Annotated in this window: 17 protein-coding genes; 10 read left to right on the forward strand and 7 right to left on the reverse strand. The window is 55.9% G+C overall.

The annotated features are described in order from the left end of the window. Window positions 1–111: 111 nt before the first annotated feature. On the forward strand, window positions 112–1,200 hold the full coding sequence (locus ACQ3G7_RS20765) for a cellulase family glycosylhydrolase (protein WP_430891777.1): 1,089 nt from the start codon (window positions 112–114) through the stop codon (window positions 1,198–1,200). Here the strand turns inward: ACQ3G7_RS20765 and emrD are convergent. The 3 genes from emrD to tisB form a co-directional block, all read right to left on the reverse strand. Further along, a complete protein-coding gene (gene emrD, locus ACQ3G7_RS20770; RefSeq protein ID WP_430891779.1) occupies window positions 1,103–2,287 on the reverse strand; it encodes a multidrug efflux MFS transporter EmrD in 1,185 nt (394 codons plus the stop codon). The two genes, ACQ3G7_RS20765 and emrD, sit on opposite strands and share 98 nt — an antisense overlap. A 177-nt stretch (window positions 2,288–2,464) precedes the next feature. Further along, window positions 2,465–3,298 (reverse strand): EamA family transporter, encoded by an 834-nt coding sequence (locus ACQ3G7_RS20775; RefSeq protein ID WP_430891781.1) that lies wholly within the window; start codon window positions 3,296–3,298, stop codon window positions 2,465–2,467. A gap of 119 nt (window positions 3,299–3,417) precedes the next feature. Next, on the reverse strand, window positions 3,418–3,507 hold the full coding sequence (gene tisB / locus ACQ3G7_RS20780) for a type I toxin-antitoxin system toxin TisB (protein ID WP_263098700.1): 90 nt from the start codon (window positions 3,505–3,507) through the stop codon (window positions 3,418–3,420). Window positions 3,508–4,018: 511 nt separating this feature from the next. Here tisB and ivbL point away from each other — a divergent pair. The 3 genes from ivbL to ilvN all read left to right on the forward strand — a co-directional run bounded on the left by ivbL (window position 4,019) and on the right by ilvN (window position 6,199). After that, window positions 4,019–4,117, forward strand: a complete 99-nt coding sequence (gene ivbL / locus ACQ3G7_RS20785; RefSeq protein ID WP_134319157.1) for an ilvB operon leader peptide IvbL — start codon at window positions 4,019–4,021, stop codon at window positions 4,115–4,117. A gap of 105 nt (window positions 4,118–4,222) precedes the next feature. Continuing rightward, the gene (gene ilvB / locus ACQ3G7_RS20790; protein WP_263098701.1) at window positions 4,223–5,911 is read left to right on the forward strand and encodes an acetolactate synthase large subunit; all 1,689 of its coding nucleotides are present in this window, start codon (window positions 4,223–4,225) and stop codon (window positions 5,909–5,911) included. Between the two features lie 3 nt (window positions 5,912–5,914). Further along, window positions 5,915–6,199, forward strand: a complete 285-nt coding sequence (gene ilvN / locus ACQ3G7_RS20795; RefSeq protein WP_263098702.1) for an acetolactate synthase small subunit — start codon at window positions 5,915–5,917, stop codon at window positions 6,197–6,199. Window positions 6,200–6,232: 33 nt separating this feature from the next. Here the strand turns inward: ilvN and ACQ3G7_RS20800 are convergent, their stop codons facing one another. Then, window positions 6,233–7,030 carry a DeoR family transcriptional regulator gene (locus tag ACQ3G7_RS20800; RefSeq protein ID WP_430891785.1) on the reverse strand — a complete coding sequence of 266 codons (798 nt, stop codon included), beginning with the start codon at window positions 7,028–7,030 and terminating at the stop codon, window positions 6,233–6,235. A 216-nt stretch (window positions 7,031–7,246) separates the two neighbouring features. On the opposite strand from ACQ3G7_RS20800, the gene rbsK reads away from it, so the two are divergent. The 3 genes from rbsK (at window position 7,247) to ACQ3G7_RS20815 (ending at window position 10,594) form a co-directional block, all read left to right on the forward strand. Further along, on the forward strand, window positions 7,247–8,167 hold the full coding sequence (gene rbsK, locus ACQ3G7_RS20805; protein ID WP_430891787.1) for a ribokinase: 921 nt from the start codon (window positions 7,247–7,249) through the stop codon (window positions 8,165–8,167). An 86-nt stretch (window positions 8,168–8,253) separates the two neighbouring features. After that, a complete protein-coding gene (gene fucP / locus ACQ3G7_RS20810) occupies window positions 8,254–9,570 on the forward strand; it encodes an L-fucose:H+ symporter permease (protein WP_430891789.1) in 1,317 nt (438 codons plus the stop codon). A 10-nt stretch (window positions 9,571–9,580) separates the two neighbouring features. Continuing rightward, window positions 9,581–10,594: an aldose 1-epimerase family protein gene (locus ACQ3G7_RS20815; RefSeq protein ID WP_430891791.1), complete on the forward strand. Its 1,014-nt coding sequence runs from the start codon at window positions 9,581–9,583 to the stop codon at window positions 10,592–10,594. Window positions 10,595–10,626: 32 nt separating this feature from the next. On the opposite strand, the gene ACQ3G7_RS20820 is transcribed toward ACQ3G7_RS20815, so the two are convergent. Next, complete coding sequence (locus ACQ3G7_RS20820) at window positions 10,627–11,529, reverse strand: LysR family transcriptional regulator (RefSeq protein WP_430891793.1); 903 nt, start codon at window positions 11,527–11,529, stop codon at window positions 10,627–10,629. Window positions 11,530–11,633: 104 nt separating this feature from the next. Between ACQ3G7_RS20820 and ACQ3G7_RS20825 the strand changes: the two genes are divergently transcribed. The 3 genes from ACQ3G7_RS20825 (at window position 11,634) to nepI (ending at window position 14,100) form a co-directional block, all read left to right on the forward strand. Next, the gene (locus tag ACQ3G7_RS20825) at window positions 11,634–12,086 is read left to right on the forward strand and encodes a DUF1198 domain-containing protein (RefSeq protein ID WP_263098707.1); all 453 of its coding nucleotides are present in this window, start codon (window positions 11,634–11,636) and stop codon (window positions 12,084–12,086) included. Window positions 12,087–12,183: 97 nt separating this feature from the next. After that, on the forward strand, window positions 12,184–12,717 hold the full coding sequence (locus ACQ3G7_RS20830; protein ID WP_430891795.1) for an SRPBCC family protein: 534 nt from the start codon (window positions 12,184–12,186) through the stop codon (window positions 12,715–12,717). 198 nt (window positions 12,718–12,915) lie between these two features. After that, the gene (nepI, locus tag ACQ3G7_RS20835) at window positions 12,916–14,100 is read left to right on the forward strand and encodes a purine ribonucleoside efflux pump NepI (RefSeq protein WP_430891797.1); all 1,185 of its coding nucleotides are present in this window, start codon (window positions 12,916–12,918) and stop codon (window positions 14,098–14,100) included. A gap of 51 nt (window positions 14,101–14,151) precedes the next feature. Here the strand turns inward: nepI and ACQ3G7_RS20840 are convergent, their stop codons facing one another. Beyond that, window positions 14,152–15,057: an EamA family transporter gene (locus ACQ3G7_RS20840; RefSeq protein WP_430891799.1), complete on the reverse strand. Its 906-nt coding sequence runs from the start codon at window positions 15,055–15,057 to the stop codon at window positions 14,152–14,154. Between the two features lie 110 nt (window positions 15,058–15,167). Beyond that, window positions 15,168–16,547, reverse strand: coding sequence for a carbohydrate porin (locus ACQ3G7_RS20845; protein WP_430891801.1), 1,380 nt, complete (start codon window positions 16,545–16,547; stop codon window positions 15,168–15,170). Window positions 16,548–16,602: the final 55 nt, after the last annotated feature.

Consider the following 16,602-nt stretch of genomic DNA (forward strand, 5'->3'; position numbering starts at 1 on the left):
TGGGCGCAAGTATGGAGAGTCCGTGAGAATTTATTACGCTTTGGCGCTACACCTGGGGTGTCAAAGCATGATAAATACATGTAATCACCCCTAATTTTCGCAAGGTCAACTGTGTTAAAGCCACTGATTACTGCTGTTATGTTGCTGGCGGCAACCCCTGCGTTTGCCGCCGATACTCCGCTAACGGCGGCGCATTACGCGCAACAGTTAGGGGTGGGAATGGACGTTGACTGGGCGCGCACCGACCGTGGGATCCGCGAATTTGATCCGCTGATTGTGCGCGATTTTTATAATATTGGGATCCGCCATGTCCGCATTCGCGTGGCTGACCCGATGACGGAAGCACGCTTAATCCACCTGCGTAAACTGGTGGAAGCCTGTGAAGAGTACGGCGTGATCCCGGTTATCTCCTACCAGGCGGACAGCTTTAAAGCCGACCCGGATGCAAAAAACGAGGCTCAACTGGTGGCGTGGTGGAGCACCGTCGCCACGTTTTTCGGCACGGATCACCCGATGCTCGGTTTTGATGTGATTTATGAACCGGCCGATAAACTCAATCATGATTTACCCGCGCTCAACCGCGCCTATGAAAAAGTCGTCAAAACCCTGCACGATATCGATCCCCAGCGCATGATTTTTGTTGCTCCGCGGATGCGCGCAGCGCCGGAAGACCTGACGTCTCTGAAGTTACCGGCGCACAGTCAGAGTTATTTACTGGCGGAGTGGCATATCTTCCCGTGGGGGCCGCTGAAAAATAACGGTAAATACCCGTGGACGTCGGGCACGGCAGCGGAGAAAGCGGCGATCCGTGGTCGCATTAACCTTGCGCTGCACTGGCAGCAGAAAACCGGTCATGCCAGTTGGGTTGGCGGTTGGGCGGTGGGTGAGTCAATGAAAAGCATGCCCACGGAGTCGCAAATGGCGTTCGCCAGCTTTATGGCTTGTGAATTGAGTCGGGCGAAAATCCCGTATGCCATTAATGCGGATACGCAGTTTTACGATGGTGAAGAAGGCGCATGGCGGCCCGCGCCGGAGCCGCTGCTGAAAGTGATGATCACGCCGGAGTGCGAAAAGCCCGACGTGAAGCCGGGCCATCATGAGGCTAGATCATCTGCTCATGGCGCGCAGAGCGCGACGCCAGAGGTAGCCAGCACAGCAGAATCAAAAGAGCAGCCAGCGTCATCAGCATCCCAAGGCTAAACTGACCGTTTTGCGGCAGTTGTGCCGACAACCACGCCAGACCGCCGGAGCCGATATTCTGTAAGCCGCCGACCAGCGCACCGGCAGTGCCTGCCAGAAACGGGAATGGCTCCATTGCGCCGCTGGTCGCCAGCGGAAACAGCATCCCGGCGCCGAAGAAGAACAGCGCGGCGGGAACCAGTAGCGTCCAGATGGTCATCACCCCAAACCAGCCGGGGATCCACATCATTAACCCGGCCGCCAGGCAACTGATCACCGATTGCCACATCAGCGAAGAGAAACGTTTGTTCTGCCGACCGGCAAACCACGCGCCGAAAAACGCCGCCGGGATTGGCAGAATAAACAGAATGCTTACCGTCATGCTGTTGAGGCCGAGTACGCCGCCCATCAGTACGCCGGAGCTGGCCTCAAACACCGCAATCCCCGCCAGTCCGCCAATCAGCATCAGCAGATAGCAGTTAAACGCGGTATTGCCGAACAGGACTTTATAGCTGTCCACCAGTCGCATACGCGGCGCTTCGGTGGGCCGGGTTTCCGGCATCCAGCGCGCCATGCTGAAGGTCACCACCGCGCACAGCGCCAGCAGGAAAACAAAGCAGGCGCGCCAGTTCACCAGCGTATTCAGCACCCCGCCGATTAATGGCGCCAGTAAAGGACTCACCAGGATGCCCATATTCAACAGGCTGTTGGCATGCCGCAGTTCGGTACCGGCGTACAGGTCGCGCGGCAACGTTCTCGCCATCACGCCGCCGACGCCGGTGCCCACGCCCTGAAGCGCGCTGGCGAGGATCAGCACCGTTAAACTGTGGGTGGTGATGGCAATCACCGTCGCCAGCATAAAGATGGTCATTCCGGCGAGGATCACCGGGCGACGCCCGATTCGGTCCGCCAGCGGGCCATAAAAAAGCTGTGATACGCCGTAGGTCAGCAGGTAGGCCGCCATCACGCTTTGCACCGCTCCTTCACGCACATTCAGGTCGCGCGCCATATCGGCAATGGCCGGAATATAAATGGTTTGCGCCATCTGCCCGACGGCGACCAGGAGCACCAGCATCAATAACAAATTGACGTTTCTCTGCCTTTTCATTTCGCTGATTACTTTTAGAAAATAGGGAATTAAAGAATATGTTGCTGCGATACAGCCTTAATGCGAGAGGAATCTACCACAGTAAGATGACAGAACCACTATGGAAGGCAGCAAAGACAACGCTGCATCAGGCAGGATTTGTAAACAATATTCGGCAACTTTTGTTGCCAGTTTGCATCATGAAAGGCGCAACAAAATAGCGCCGGCGGCAATGCCAAATGCCGCGGCTATGCGCAGCCCGGCGACGCTCTCTTTTAACAGCACAAAGGCGATAATTGCGCCGAACAGAATCGACGTTTCCCGCAGCGCGGCAACCACCGCCAGCGGCGCTTGCGTCATGGCCCACAAGGCCAGGCCATAAGATCCCATGGTGCCAATACCGCCAGGCAGACCTTTTTTCCAGTTGGCAACCAGATAGCGGGTCACCGCTTGCCGCCGCGCCAGCATTGCCCAGCACAACAAGCAAAAGCCGTTGAGGAAAAAGGTCCACAGTGAGTAACCCAGCGCAGATCCTGCGAGGCGCACGCCGGTGCCGTCCACCAGCGTATACCCGGCAATAAAGCAGGAGTTGAGCAGCGCCAGCCAAATCCCTTTGCGCGACTGGCTTCGTCCATTAAATGCCATGCCGAGAATGGAGAGGCAAACCACGGCAATCCCGCCCCATGCGGTGGCGGAAAGTGAATCGCCCAATACCAGCACGCTTATCACCGCCACCAGCAACGGCGCGGTGCCGCGCATCAGGGGGTAGGTCTGGCTCATGTCTGAGACCTGATACGTTTTCGCCACCAGTACGGTGTAAACCACCTGCAACGCGCAACTTGCCGCGAGATACGGCGCGCTGGCAAGGTCAGGTTGTGGGGAAAAAGGGAGTAAAATCAGCGCAATTAATGACGCAGAGCCGCTTACGGCGATAGCGGAATAGAGCTTATCGCTGCCTGCTTTCACAATGGCGTTCCAGCTTGCGTGCAGCAGGGCGGCGAACAGCAGAATGCAGAAAACAGAAAAAGTCATAATGGGTTGCGTCAGTGGAGTGTCAGCAAAAGGTAACATGCGGCTGCGCAATGAAGCCAGATGAAGGGTGTTAAAGAGGGGCGGTTTCCCGCCCCTCTTTTGTGCGGCTTGAACCTGAATTACCGCAGGTATTTCAGGACGGCATCAAGCAGTTGCAGTAACGCAACAATGAGTTTCAGGATCAGAATCACCATCTCCATTCCGCCCATACGCTTCTCCTCGGGTTAAGGAGCACCGGCTGACGTACCTCTCCGCTGCCTGTTGTCAGCCTTGTTGTTGGCGTAACGCAGTGTGCTCTCATTGGGGTTAAGGTACTGACGGCACCACCCGTTTCAGCCAGGACTTTATCTGCGCCGTAGAACAGCGGCCCCGCACACCGATTACAAGGTCAGTATATATTAATGCTGTTTATATATACAGTATTTCCTGGACGATTTTCGCCCCGTGAACCATAATGAATGCGGGGTAAACTGCCCAAAAATTGCGCGAATACGAAAATTACCGTATAGTTTCGTTGTTGACGTAACGCAGTGTGTTTTGCGGCGACCAACCGCGAAAACCTGTTAAAAACCTCGCTCCGGCGGGGTTTTTTGTTTTCATGCCCTGTGCAAGCAAACGTGATCTGTAACCCATTTTTCTGCCGGTGCGTAAAAAGCAGTTGTCGGCGGCAAAAAGCTGTGTTTGTATAAATCCTGTTAACTCATGACAGACAGGTCCCTAATGAACACTTCCACGATGTCGATGAACCTACTAAAAACCGCGCATAACGCCGCGGTGGTCGTCGTGCGTGTGGTGGTGGTCGTCGGCAATGCGCCGTAGGGTCCGGAACAACACACGATTCCAAAACCCCGCCGGCGTAAACCGGGCGGGGTTTCTTGTTTTAGCCTCCCTGGAAAGTCGGCCCAGAACAATAAGGACTGGAGCATGGCAAGTTCGGGCACAACATCACCATCGACGCGCTACACCGGCGCGCAACTGATCGTTCATTTACTGGAACGTCAGGGCATTACCACGGTAACGGGTATCCCTGGCGGTACGGTTCTTCCCTTATACGACGCGTTAAGCCAGAGTAAGCAGATCCGCCACATCCTCGCCCGCCACGAGCAAGGGGCCGGGTTTATCGCCCAGGGCATGGCCCGCACGCAGGGCAAACCGGCAGTATGTATGGCCTGTAGTGGGCCGGGTGCCACCAATCTGGTGACCGCTATCGCTGATGCGCGCCTCGATTCTATTCCGCTGATTTGCATTACCGGCCAGGTACCGGCTTCCATGATTGGCACCGACGCCTTTCAGGAAGTCGACACTTACGGCATCTCTATCCCCATCACAAAACACAACTACCTGGTGCGCGACATCGCCGAGCTGCCGCAGGTGATCAGCGATGCGTTCCGCATTGCGCAGTCCGGTCGCCCTGGCCCGGTGTGGATAGATATTCCTAAAGATGTGCAGACCGCAGAAATCACCTTGAGCGAATTGCCGGAAGTGGGCGGTAAAGCCCCGGCACCTGCGTATAACGCGCAAAGCGTGCGCGACGCCGCTGCCATGATTAATGCCGCGCAGCGCCCGGTGTTGTACCTGGGCGGCGGGGTCATTAACGCGCCGGAACAGGTTCGCCTGCTGGCGGAGAAAGCCAATCTGCCGACCACCATGACGCTGATGGCGCTGGGCATGCTGCCGAAGCAGCATCCGTTATCATTGGGCATGCTGGGTATGCACGGTGCGCGCAGCACCAACCATATCCTGCAGGAAGCGGATCTGCTGGTGGTGCTGGGCGCGCGTTTTGATGACCGGGCGATTGGCAAAACCGAGCAGTTCTGCCCGAACGCCAAAATCATTCATGTGGATATCGACCGCGCGGAGCTGGGGAAAATCAAGCAGGCGCATGTGGCTATCCAGGGTGATGTGGGCGAAGTGCTGGATGCGTTGATCCCGCAGGTGGAAGCGCAGGCGCGTCATAGCTGGCGCAACCTGGTGGCGCAATTACAGCAGGAGTTTCCGGGCAACATTCCTCAGGCGGGCGATCCGTTGACCCACTATGGGCTGATCAATGCCGTTGCCGCATGTGTGGATGATGAGGCCATTATTACCACCGATGTTGGCCAGCATCAGATGTGGGCGGCGCAAGCTTATCCGCTGAACCGACCGCGCCAGTGGCTGACGTCTGGCGGCCTGGGAACCATGGGCTTCGGTTTACCCACGGCGATTGGCGCCGCGCTGGCGAACCCGACGCGCAAAGTTATCTGCTTCTCCGGCGACGGTAGCCTGATGATGAACATTCAGGAGATGGCCACCGCCGCGGAAAACAATCTGGATGTGAAAATCATCCTGATGAATAACGAAGCGCTGGGGCTGGTGCACCAGCAGCAAAGCCTGTTCTACAAACAAGGCGTGTTTGCGGCAACCTATCCGGGAATGATTAATTTCACCCAGATTGCCGCCGGTTTTGGTCTGCATACCTGCGATTTAAACGCCGTTGCCGATCCGCAGGCCGCCTTGCAGGCGATCATCGATCGTCCTGGCCCGGCGCTGGTCCATGTCCGCATCGACCCGCAAGAAAAAGTGTACCCGATGGTGCCGCCAGGCGCGGCGAATACAGAAATGGTGGGGGAATAAGCCATGCATGCAACTGATAACGTCATTCTTGAACTCACCGTGCGCAACCATCCGGGCGTCATGACTCACGTCTGTGGGCTGTTTGCCCGCCGGGCATTTAACGTGGAAGGCATTCTCTGTTTGCCGCTACAAAGTGGCGAACAGAGCCGCATCTGGCTACAGGTCGCTAACGACCAGCGTCTGGAGCAGATGATCAGTCAGATAGATAAACTCGAAGACGTGGTGCAAATCATCCGTCACCCGACCGATCCCGGTGTGTTTAATAAGCTTGGCCTGTTTTTCGAGTAACCGTGGACGTAACCCGGTGCCTTGCGCACCGGGTCAGAGGGCAGCTTCGCTGTCGGAATCCGGTGTAATAACTTTCACAAACGCATTGCGGCAGTGCGCCGGGTACTCCGGCGGCAGCGGTCGATCGCTCACCAGTACGTCAAACCCCGAAAGCGGGGCAATGCTGGCCGGCGCCACTTCATCAAACAGTGCGTAACGCGCCAGTAAAATTTTGCGCATGCCGTGCGCCATCGCTTTGCGCTTGATGGGTAAATCATCAATATTGAACCAGGTTACGCCATAGTGTTCATGCACGCCGCTGGCGGAAATAAAGGCTTTGCGCGGATTCAACGCATCCAGCAACGAGTGGTTGTCCGGCGCATAGAAGGCATCGCTTTTAGCGCGGTAGGTACCGCCGCATAACATGGCGGTGGCGTTCGGTTTGGCGTTCAGCGCCATAAACACCTGGAGGGAATAGCAAATGCCGGTAAAGGTGATGTCATCCGGTATCATGCTGATGACCAACGGCATTTCCGGTCCGTTATCAAAGAAGACCAGATCGTTTTCGTTCACCAGTCCGGCGGCCAGGATGGCGATGGGTAAATCATCTTTATGGTGCGGGCGAGCAGCCATCGCGTTCGTCGCCGGGGCGGGGGCGGCAGGTTTGTTCACCATGACAATGTAACCGCCCAGCAGCGCCAGTGGCAGCGGTTCATCTTCCTGGCTGAAATCCCGGCGAATGGTCATCACCGACACTTCCAGCATCCGCGCTGCGTCTTTCAGATGGATACGGTCCGTCTTTTTCAGCAGTTCCACCAGGCGGCGGATACGCTCTTTTTGCTTGGTTTCCATTCAGTTGTTCTCCTGCTCACCTTTTATGTTCCTATAGTAACATTTAAATGTTAGTGCTGGATATGTGCTTAATCCGCGGATATGCGCTAACTGTGACGAAGGTGGCAGGCAAAGCCGGATCCTGTAATCGCGAGCGGAGTCACAAATGATACTAAAATAACATGATAATGTTACGATAATATCATTGTTATGTGATTGTTTCAGAGAGGTACTAAAATGGATATCGCCGTGATCGGCTCTAACATGGTGGATCTCATCACCTATACCAACCAGATGCCGAAAGAGGGGGAAACGCTGGAAGCGCCCGCCTTCAAAATTGGCTGTGGCGGCAAAGGCGCAAACCAGGCGGTTGCCGCAGCGAAACTTAACTCGAAAGTGCTGATGCTGACCAAAGTGGGCGACGATATTTTTGCCGATAACACCATCCGCAACCTTGAGTCCTGGGGCATTAATACCACCTATGTTGAAAAAGTCCCCTGCACCAGCAGCGGCGTCGCGCCGATTTTTGTTAACCCCAACTCCAGCAACAGTATTTTAATTATTAAAGGGGCGAACAAATTTCTCTCTCCGGAAGATATCGATCGTGCTGCGGAAGATCTTAAAAAATGCAAATTGATTGTTTTGCAACTGGAGGTTCAATTAGAGACGGTTTACCACGCAATTGAGTTCGGTAAAAAACATGGCATCGAAGTATTATTAAACCCGGCGCCAGCACTGCGTGAATTAGATATGTCTTATGCCTGCAAATGTGATTTCTTTATCCCGAATGAAACCGAGCTGGAAATTCTTACCGGCATGCCGGTGGATAATTATGATCGTATTCGTGCGGCGGCACGTAGCCTGATCGACAAAGGGCTGAATAATATTATTGTTACCATGGGGGAAAAAGGCGCGCTGTGGATGACCCGCGATCGCGAGCTGCATATTCCGGCCATAAAAGTGAATGCCATCGATACCAGCGGCGCTGGCGATGCGTTTATCGGCTGTTTTGCCCACTACTATGTACAAAGCGGTGATGTGGAAACCGCCATGAAGAAGGCCTCACTCTTCGCCGCGTTCAGCGTGACGGGTAAAGGCACACAATCATCTTACCCGAGCATTGAGCAGTTTAATGAGTTTCTGACGTTCAATGAATAATCACGCCTGAATTATTGCGGCTGCGCTTAATAAAACGCAGCCTGTAATAACCCAGGCCGGTACCCTGCAAAATTAAAGGTAGCACTATGAACGAAAAAAATATCGTTCAGATGCCCGATGGCTATCTGAATAAAACGCCGTTGTTCCAGTTTATTCTGTTATCCTGTTTATTCCCGTTATGGGGATGCGCCGCTGCATTAAATGACATATTAATTACGCAGTTTAAAAGTGTTTTTTCATTAAGTAATTTTGCTTCAGCACTAGTACAGAGCGCATTTTATGGCGGTTATTTCTTAATTGCCATTCCGGCCTCGCTGGTTATCAAAAACAGCAGTTATAAGATGGCGATTTTAATCGGCCTGACGCTGTACATTGTGGGTTGCACGCTCTTCTTTCCTGCTTCGCATATGGCGACCTACACCATGTTTCTGGCGGCCATTTTCGCCATTGCCATTGGTCTGAGTTTTCTTGAAACCGCCGCCAATACTTACAGTTCGATGCTGGGGCCAAAAGCGCAGGCCACGTTGCGTCTGAACATCAGCCAGACCTTCTACCCGATTGGTGCGGCATCCGGCATTTTGCTGGGGAAATATTTGGTATTTTCCGACGGCGATAGCCTGCAAAAACAGATGGCAGGCATGACGCCGGAGCAGATCCATCACTTTAAAGTACTGATGCTGGAAAACACTCTCGAACCGTATAAGTACATGATTATGGTGCTGATCGTGGTGATGGCGCTGTTTATGTTCACCCGCTTCCCGGCGTGCAAAGTGGCGCAGACCGCCACGCACAAACGCCCGTCGGCGCTGGACACGCTGCGTTATCTGGCAACCAATGGCCGCTTTCGTCGCGGGATCCTCGCGCAGTTTCTGTATGTGGGGATGCAGGTTGCCGTCTGGTCATTCACCATTCGTCTGGCGCTGGAACTGGGGGATATCAACGAGCGCGATGCCTCGAACTTTATGGTGTACAGCTTCGCCTGCTTCTTTATTGGCAAGTTTGTCGCCAACATTTTGATGACGCGTTTTAACCCGGCGAAAGTCCTGATTATGTATGCGATCGTGGGCGCGCTGTTCCTTGCCTATGTTGCGCTGGCACCGAGCTTCAGTGCGGTGTATGTGGCGGTGGCGGTCAGCGTGCTGTTCGGACCCTGCTGGGCGACCATCTATGCTGGTACGCTGGATACGGTGGATAACGAACATACTGAAATGGCGGGCGCGGTGATTGTGATGGCAATTGTCGGCGCAGCCGTGGTGCCTGCGGTGCAGGGATACGTGGCGGATATGTTCCACTCGCTACAGCTCTCGTTCCTGGTTTCTATGCTGTGCTTTGTCTACGTCGGCGTTTATTTCTGGCGTGAGAGTAAAGTGCGCCGTGAACTGACCGAAGCGACGGCTTCTTAAGGAGATGATGATGACCACACGTCTGGCGCTCTGGCGTGAGTTATTTACTGCGCAGCCGCGCATCATTCTGGAAAACAGTGATTTTACCGTCAGCGCGTTTCGCTATCCGGGCGGCATTGAAGCGCTGAAAATGGAGAATGCCCGCGGTCATCTGCTGGTGTTGCCCTGGCTGGGGCAGATGATCTGGGATGCGTATTTCGATGAACGATCCCTGACCATGCGTAACATGTTCAGCCAACCGAAACCGGCACAGCAGATTGTGGAAACCTACGGCTGCTTTGCGTTCCACTCCGGGCTGCTGGCGAACGGCTGCCCGTCACCGGAAGATACGCACGCCCTGCACGGTGAAATGGCGTGCGCATCGATGGACGAGGCCTGGCTGGAGCTGGAAGGTGACACGCTGCGCCTGAGCGGGCGCTATGAGTATGTGATGGGATTTGGCGATCACTATCTGGCACAGCCGTCGGTGGTGCTGCGCAGCAATAGCGCGCTGTTTGCTATTGAGATGGCGGTGACTAATCTGGCGTCTGCGCCGATGCCGCTCCAGTACATGTGCCATATGAATTACGCCTATGTGCCGCAGGCCACGTTCAGTCAGAACCTGCCGGAGGACGCATTAACGCTGCGCGAGTCGGTGCCAGCACATGTGAAACCCACTGAACAGTGGCTGGCTTTTAACCGCCGCTTGCAACAGGGTGAAGCAACGCTGACTGCACTGACGCAACCGGAGTTTTACGATCCAGAAATCGTCTTTTTCGCCGATCGGCTCGACCGTTACACCGATGCGCCGACCTTCCGGATGCACGGCCCGGATGGCGTGACGTATCTGACGCGTTTTTCCAGCCGCGAGTTTAACTATGCCACCCGCTGGATCCTTTACAACGGCGACCAGCAGGTGGCGGCCTTTGCCCTGCCCGCCACCTGTCGCCCGGAAGGATTCCTTGCGGCGCAACGCAACGGCAGCTTGCTGACGCTGGCGCCAGGGGAAACGCGGCAGTTCCACGTCATGACCGGGATTGAGTAACACCCTGTTGACGCGCCCGTGAACCGGGCGCGTTAGCCCTGACTGGTTTCCAGCAGCACGTTACGCAACCACTGATGCGCCGGATCGCGGTGAGTGCGTTCGTGCCAGGTCATGGTTTTCGTAAAACCGGGCACCGGTAACGGCGTCTCCAGCGTGCGCATGCCCCTGGTCAGACTGGCGAGCCGCTGTGGCACAACCGCCACCATATCGCTGGCTGCCAGTATGTCCGGCAGGATCAGAAAGTTGCCCACCGACACGCCCACGCGCCGCGTTCTGCCCTGCGCCGCCAGTGCCTCATCCGCCACGCCGCGAAAGCGGTCGCCATCCCACGAGACCAGCGCATGTTCCAGCGCACAGAATCTGTCCAGCGATAAACTCTCCTGCGCGGCATCCGGGTGGTCGGCGCGCATCATGCAGACAAAACGCTCATCAAACAGCGCCCGGCTGTGTAGCTCTGGTGGTGTGCTGTAGGGCGTCATTAACGCCACATCAATCTCGCCGCGTTCCAGCTGGCTCACCAGTTGCCGGGGCTCGACCGGCTCCACGCGTACGCGGATCCCCGGCGCCTGTTTTTTTAACGCTGCAATAAAGGGCACGATCACCACTTTGAGCGCGTAGTCCGTGGCGGCCAGCGTCCAGGTGAGTGTGGCCACCTGCGGGTCGAATGCGACAGGCTTCAGCAGCAGGTCAATCTCTGCGAGGATGCGTTTGACCGGGGCCGCCAGCGCTTGCGCGCGAACCGTTGGCACCATGCCATGCGGCGCGCGAATAAACAGCGGGTCGGCAAAGTAGTCACGCAGTCGCGTCAGCATGCCGCTCACCGCTGGTTGGGTTAACGAAAGACGCGCCGCCGCGCGCGTGACGTTTCGCTCATCCAGCAGTGCATCAAGGGTTTTAAGCAGGTTGAGATCGAGGTTTCTGATATCGTTATTCATGATGATAATCCGCTCAGGCGATAACAAAGATTATCGCATTTACGACTGTCCGTAGCCTGTGTTTTACCCGTATGATGAGCCTCTTTTCTGCCCCGGGAGCGGTTATGATTTGGTTGATGCTGGCAACGCTGGTGGTTGTTTTTGTGATTGGTTTCAGGGTATTAACCTCCGATTCCCGCCGTGCGATACGCCGTCTCACCGACCGACTTACGCTCCAGCCTGTGCCGGTCGAATCGATGATCGACCAGATGGGCAAAACCGCAGGGGCTGAATATCTGGCGTATCTGGCGCGCCCGGACGAGGCCCATCTGCAAAATGCGGCGCAGGTGTTGCTGATCTGGCAGGTGTGCATTGTCGACAGTAGCGAGCAAAACTTGCAGTACTGGCATCGGCTGATGCAAAAAGGGCGGCTGGCGGCACCGATCACAGATGCGCAGGTACGCCTGGCGCTCGGGTTTTTACGTGAGCTGGAGCCGGATAACGCCGAACTGAACAATTTCCAGATGCGCTATAACGCGTTGTTTATTCCCGAAGACGGGGTGCACTGGCTGCACTGATATCACGTTGCGTTATAACGTTTATCAAAGATAACCATTAGATTTATAACACCGCGCTACGCATAGTGACCCTCGTTAATTACTGACGAGGTACACCATGACGCAATCACTGACCCAAAGCGCGATAATCTGGCCGCAAGACTACCTGCCGGGCACCACCGATAACTTTGCCTCCAACGAAATCATTGTCGCGGGGTTAACGGCGCAGGAGATTTGGGCGCAACTCAACGACACCACCCGGTGGCCGACCTATTACAGCAATGCGCAGGATATCCGTTTCCATGACGGTAGCGGCCCGCTGTTAAGCGCCAACGCCCGTTTTCGTTTTACTACGTTCGGTTTCCCGGTGGAGGCGCAGGTGAGTGAATATGTGCCGCCTGCGGAAGGCCAGGCCGCGCGCATTGCCTGGTATGGTTGGGTGGAAGGTGACGCCAGCTCACGGCTGGACGTGATCCACGCCTGGCTGTTTGAGGATTTACCCGGTGGCCGTGTCCGCATCCTGACGCAGGAGTCGCAACGCGGCGTACCAGCGCAACAGCTTGCCAGCACCGTGCCGAACCCGATGATCAACGCGCACCAGGAGTGGATAGTCGGCCTGGCGACCGCCGCGCGTCACGCGCGTACTGCGTAATTCCACCTTCATCCTAAGCCTCTCCCCGTAGGGACGAGGGGGATATATGTGCTCGTTTTCCCCCTCTCCCTTCCAGGGAGAGGGCCGGGGTGAGGGTCAACCGACGCCGGGTAAAAAGTTGTCAAATTGTTAATTGCGTCACAGATTATGAATGTTACACTGCGCGACTTTCACGAATAAAAACTAAGCGGGTGATACATGACTGAGCAATCTGTGACGCAATCTCCAACGGATGCGGTAATTCGCCCCAACTGGTCCGCCGTTTTCGCCGTGGCGTTTTGTGTGGCGTGTCTGATCACGGTGGAATTTTTACCGGTCAGCCTGCTCACGCCAATGGCGCTGGATCTCGGCGTTTCTGAAGGGGTTGCCGGGCAAACCGTGACCGTAACCGCCTTTGTTGCCATGTTCGCCAGCCTGTTTATTACCAACGTGATCCGCGCGATGGACCGGCGGTATGTGGTGCTGGCCTTTGCCGTGTTGTTAACTCTTTCCTGCCTGCTGGTCTCTTTTGCCAATAGCTTTACGCTGCTGCTGGCAGGACGCGCCTGCCTTGGGCTTGCGTTAGGCGGTTTCTGGGCGATGTCGGCCTCGCTGACCATGCGGCTGGTACCGGCTCGTACCATCCCGAAAGCGCTGTCAGTGATTTTTGGCGCGGTGTCTATTGCACTGGTGATCGCCGCGCCGCTTGGCAGCTTCCTGGGCGGTATTATTGGCTGGCGCAATGTGTTCAATGCCGCCGCGCTGATGGGGTTTGCCTGTATCGCCTGGGTATGGCTGGCGCTGCCGTCGTTGCCGGGTAAAACCGAGCATCACCAGAACATGTTCGGCCTGCTCAAACGCCCTGGCGTGGCGGCGGGGATGCTGGCGATCTTTATGGTCTTCGCCGGGCAGTTCTCCTTCTTTACCTATATTCGCCCGGTGTACATGAACCTGGCCGGGTTTGATGTGGATGGGCTGACGCTGGTGTTGCTGAGCTTTGGTATTGCCAGTTTTGTTGGCACCTCGATCTCGCCGATGGTGATGAAGCGCTCGGTGAAAATGGCGCTGGCGCTGGCACCGCTCACGCTGGCGGTAAGCGCGCTGGTGTTGATCTTCTGGGGTTCCGATAAAGTTGTCGCCGCCGGCATCGCCATTATCTGGGGACTGGGTTTTGCGCTGGTGCCGGTTGGCTGGTCAACGTGGATCACCCGTTCGCTGGCCGATCAGGCGGAGAAAGCCGGTTCCATTCAGGTGGCGGTGATCCAGCTTGCCAATACCTGCGGCGCGGCGATTGGTGGCTTCGCGCTGGATCACTATGGGTTGCTGTCGCCGCTGGTGCTCTCCGGCAGCCTGATGTTACTGACTGCACTGTTGGTGGCGGCAAAAGTGAAGGTTAGAGCGTAACGTAGAATGCGTGCAGGCCTGATAAGCGACGCGCTATCAGGCCTTGTGCTATCAGGCGGCGACCCGCACTTTGCGGCGGGAATCGAGCGAAATGAGCATCACCGATGAGACAATCAACAGCGTGCCCAGCCAGTCTGGCAGGGAAAACGCCACCCCCAACAAGACCACCGAGAGCAGGGCGCTGCTCAGCGGTTCGGCGCAACTGAGAATACTGGCTTTCGAGCCGCCAATGAGCTGTGCGCCTTTCAGGTAAAGGCTGAAGGTGAGCGCCGTGCCGATCACCACCAGGTAGAAAAACGCCATCAACAGGCGGCCATCGACGACAAAATCACTCCCCTGCCCGCCAAAGAACGGCGTCAGCATCAGCCCTGCCAGCAACATACTCCAGCCGACAATCGGTAGCGTGCCGTAACGGGCGATAAGCGCTGCGGGATAGGTGGTATAGAACGCGGCGGAAAATGCCGAAACAATCCCCCACAGCAGCGCGTCCGGAGAAATAGAGAGCGACGTCAGATTGCCATGCGTCACCAGCAGGAAGGTGCCGAGCAGCGAGGTAAAAATGGCGGATGCCACCGGCAGGGTTGGCCGGGCTTTACGCGCCAGCGCAAACCACGCCACGATAATGGTCGGCGATAAAAATTGCAGCACCGTCGCGGTGGCGGCGTTGGATTTTTCGATGGTCAGTAAAAAGGTGAGTTGCACAATCAGTGCGCCAAACAGCGAGAAAAACAGCAAACTGAAGGTGTCTTTGCGGCTTTTGAGGATCGCGAAAATCTTGTCGCCGTGCACAAACGAAAGCGTCAACAAAATCACGCCGGTGAACAGCAGTCGCGTCATGGTTAACCACGGCGACGAAATATGACTCTTCTCCATAATGTACTGCGCACACACCCCGGAACTGCCCCATAACACGGCGGCCGCCAGTACACAAAGCATCCCTTTTTTCGTGGAACCCATCGTCTAACCCAACTCTGTCATGCTGATTGCTTATTAATAAGGCGCGCATCATAACACATGTACAGAGTTTAACCGGAGGCGGCTGAGGGGGACCGCCTCCGGTTTTTACATCAGAACCAGGCTTCCCACATCGCGCCGACGTTAAAGGAATCGAGCGTGGTGTCGGTCGTGCCGTTGACGCGTGCGGTGCGTTTGTTATCCACTTCGCCGCCGGTCACATAGAAGCGCAGCATCGGGCGGAACTCAGGCCCCATCGCGATAGAGATATTCTGCGAGAGGGTGACTTTCCAGCCGTGGTTATCGCCGCCATCGTCATAATCGACGCGCTGATAACCCGCTTCCAGCCAGGTGGAGTGCACATCGTTCCACCAGTGCATTGGGCGCACAATCACGCCATAGTTGCGGCGGTTATCCGCTTTATTGGCGCTGTTATCGTAGTCATGGAACGCCAGCAAGTAGTCCACTTGCGTCTGCCGGGAGAACTTGTAGCTGCCCTCAAAGCTGGCGTAAATCGCTTTCAGATCGTCGGTTTTATTGAAGACGCTGTTGTCGGCGTTATCGGAGTAGCGGGCGATCACTTTATTTACCCCGTGATCGTTGGTGTGGCTGAGCACCACGCCGCCCTGCCAGGCTTTCAGACGATCTTCGCTTTCAATCGCTTTTGAGTCGAAACCGTAGTTGGCGTAAATCTCCAGATCGAGCGGCCCGACCTTCATACCGTGAATTTTTGAGGTGACGGCATAGTTGCCTTTATCACCGACGTTCGAACTACCGGTACAGGTTATGCGCGACGGGTTGGCTTCATCTTCCAGCACTTCCGGGCTACAGGATTCGACCGCGCCGACGGCGGCCACATCAAACTGCACGCCGCCAATATCGAAGTTTTTCACCCCGGCGCCCTGGCCATCGTGGTTCATCCAGAAGTAGTCGTTGATCCCCTGTTGCGGACGCTGGTGGAAGTCACGCCCGGCCCAGAAGTACGCATTCGGGTTGGAGGCCAGCAGGTTGGTGACGCCGGCATAGGCTTTTTTCAGGTTAACTTCGTCGCCCCAGTGATCAAACATCACGTTGACGTCCCAGATCGCGCCGTTACCGCTTTTAAACGCTTTCGAGAGCTGGAATTCACCGCCGTTGCCTTCGTTACCCAGACGACCAATGGCCGACGCGCCATTATAGGAGCCGTCGACACCGACATATTTCTGATCGCCGGTCTGGAAATGTGCGCCATAACGGGCGTAGCCGCTGAATTTCACGCCGTAGGGAATGGCCATATCCGGCGTTTGCGCCGTACTTTGCGGTTCGACAATCACATCCGCTTTTTTATTAATGGCGGCGTCCATTTTGGCCTGACGGTCCGCCAGTGCTTTATCCACCGCTTTGGCGACGATGGCGTCTATTTGCTCTTGGGTAAATTCTTGTGCGAAGACGGATCCAGAGCAAAGGGTAGCCGCAACCGCCAGCGCCACTGGAAGTTTTTTATTTATTCTCATGGTTATCTCAATGTAGTAAGTTGTTCTCAGACAATAACCTTCCGTTCCTCAGTGG

The sequence above is a fragment of the Kosakonia sp. N21 genome (genome assembly GCF_050587465.1).
Classification (GTDB): domain Bacteria; phylum Pseudomonadota; class Gammaproteobacteria; order Enterobacterales; family Enterobacteriaceae.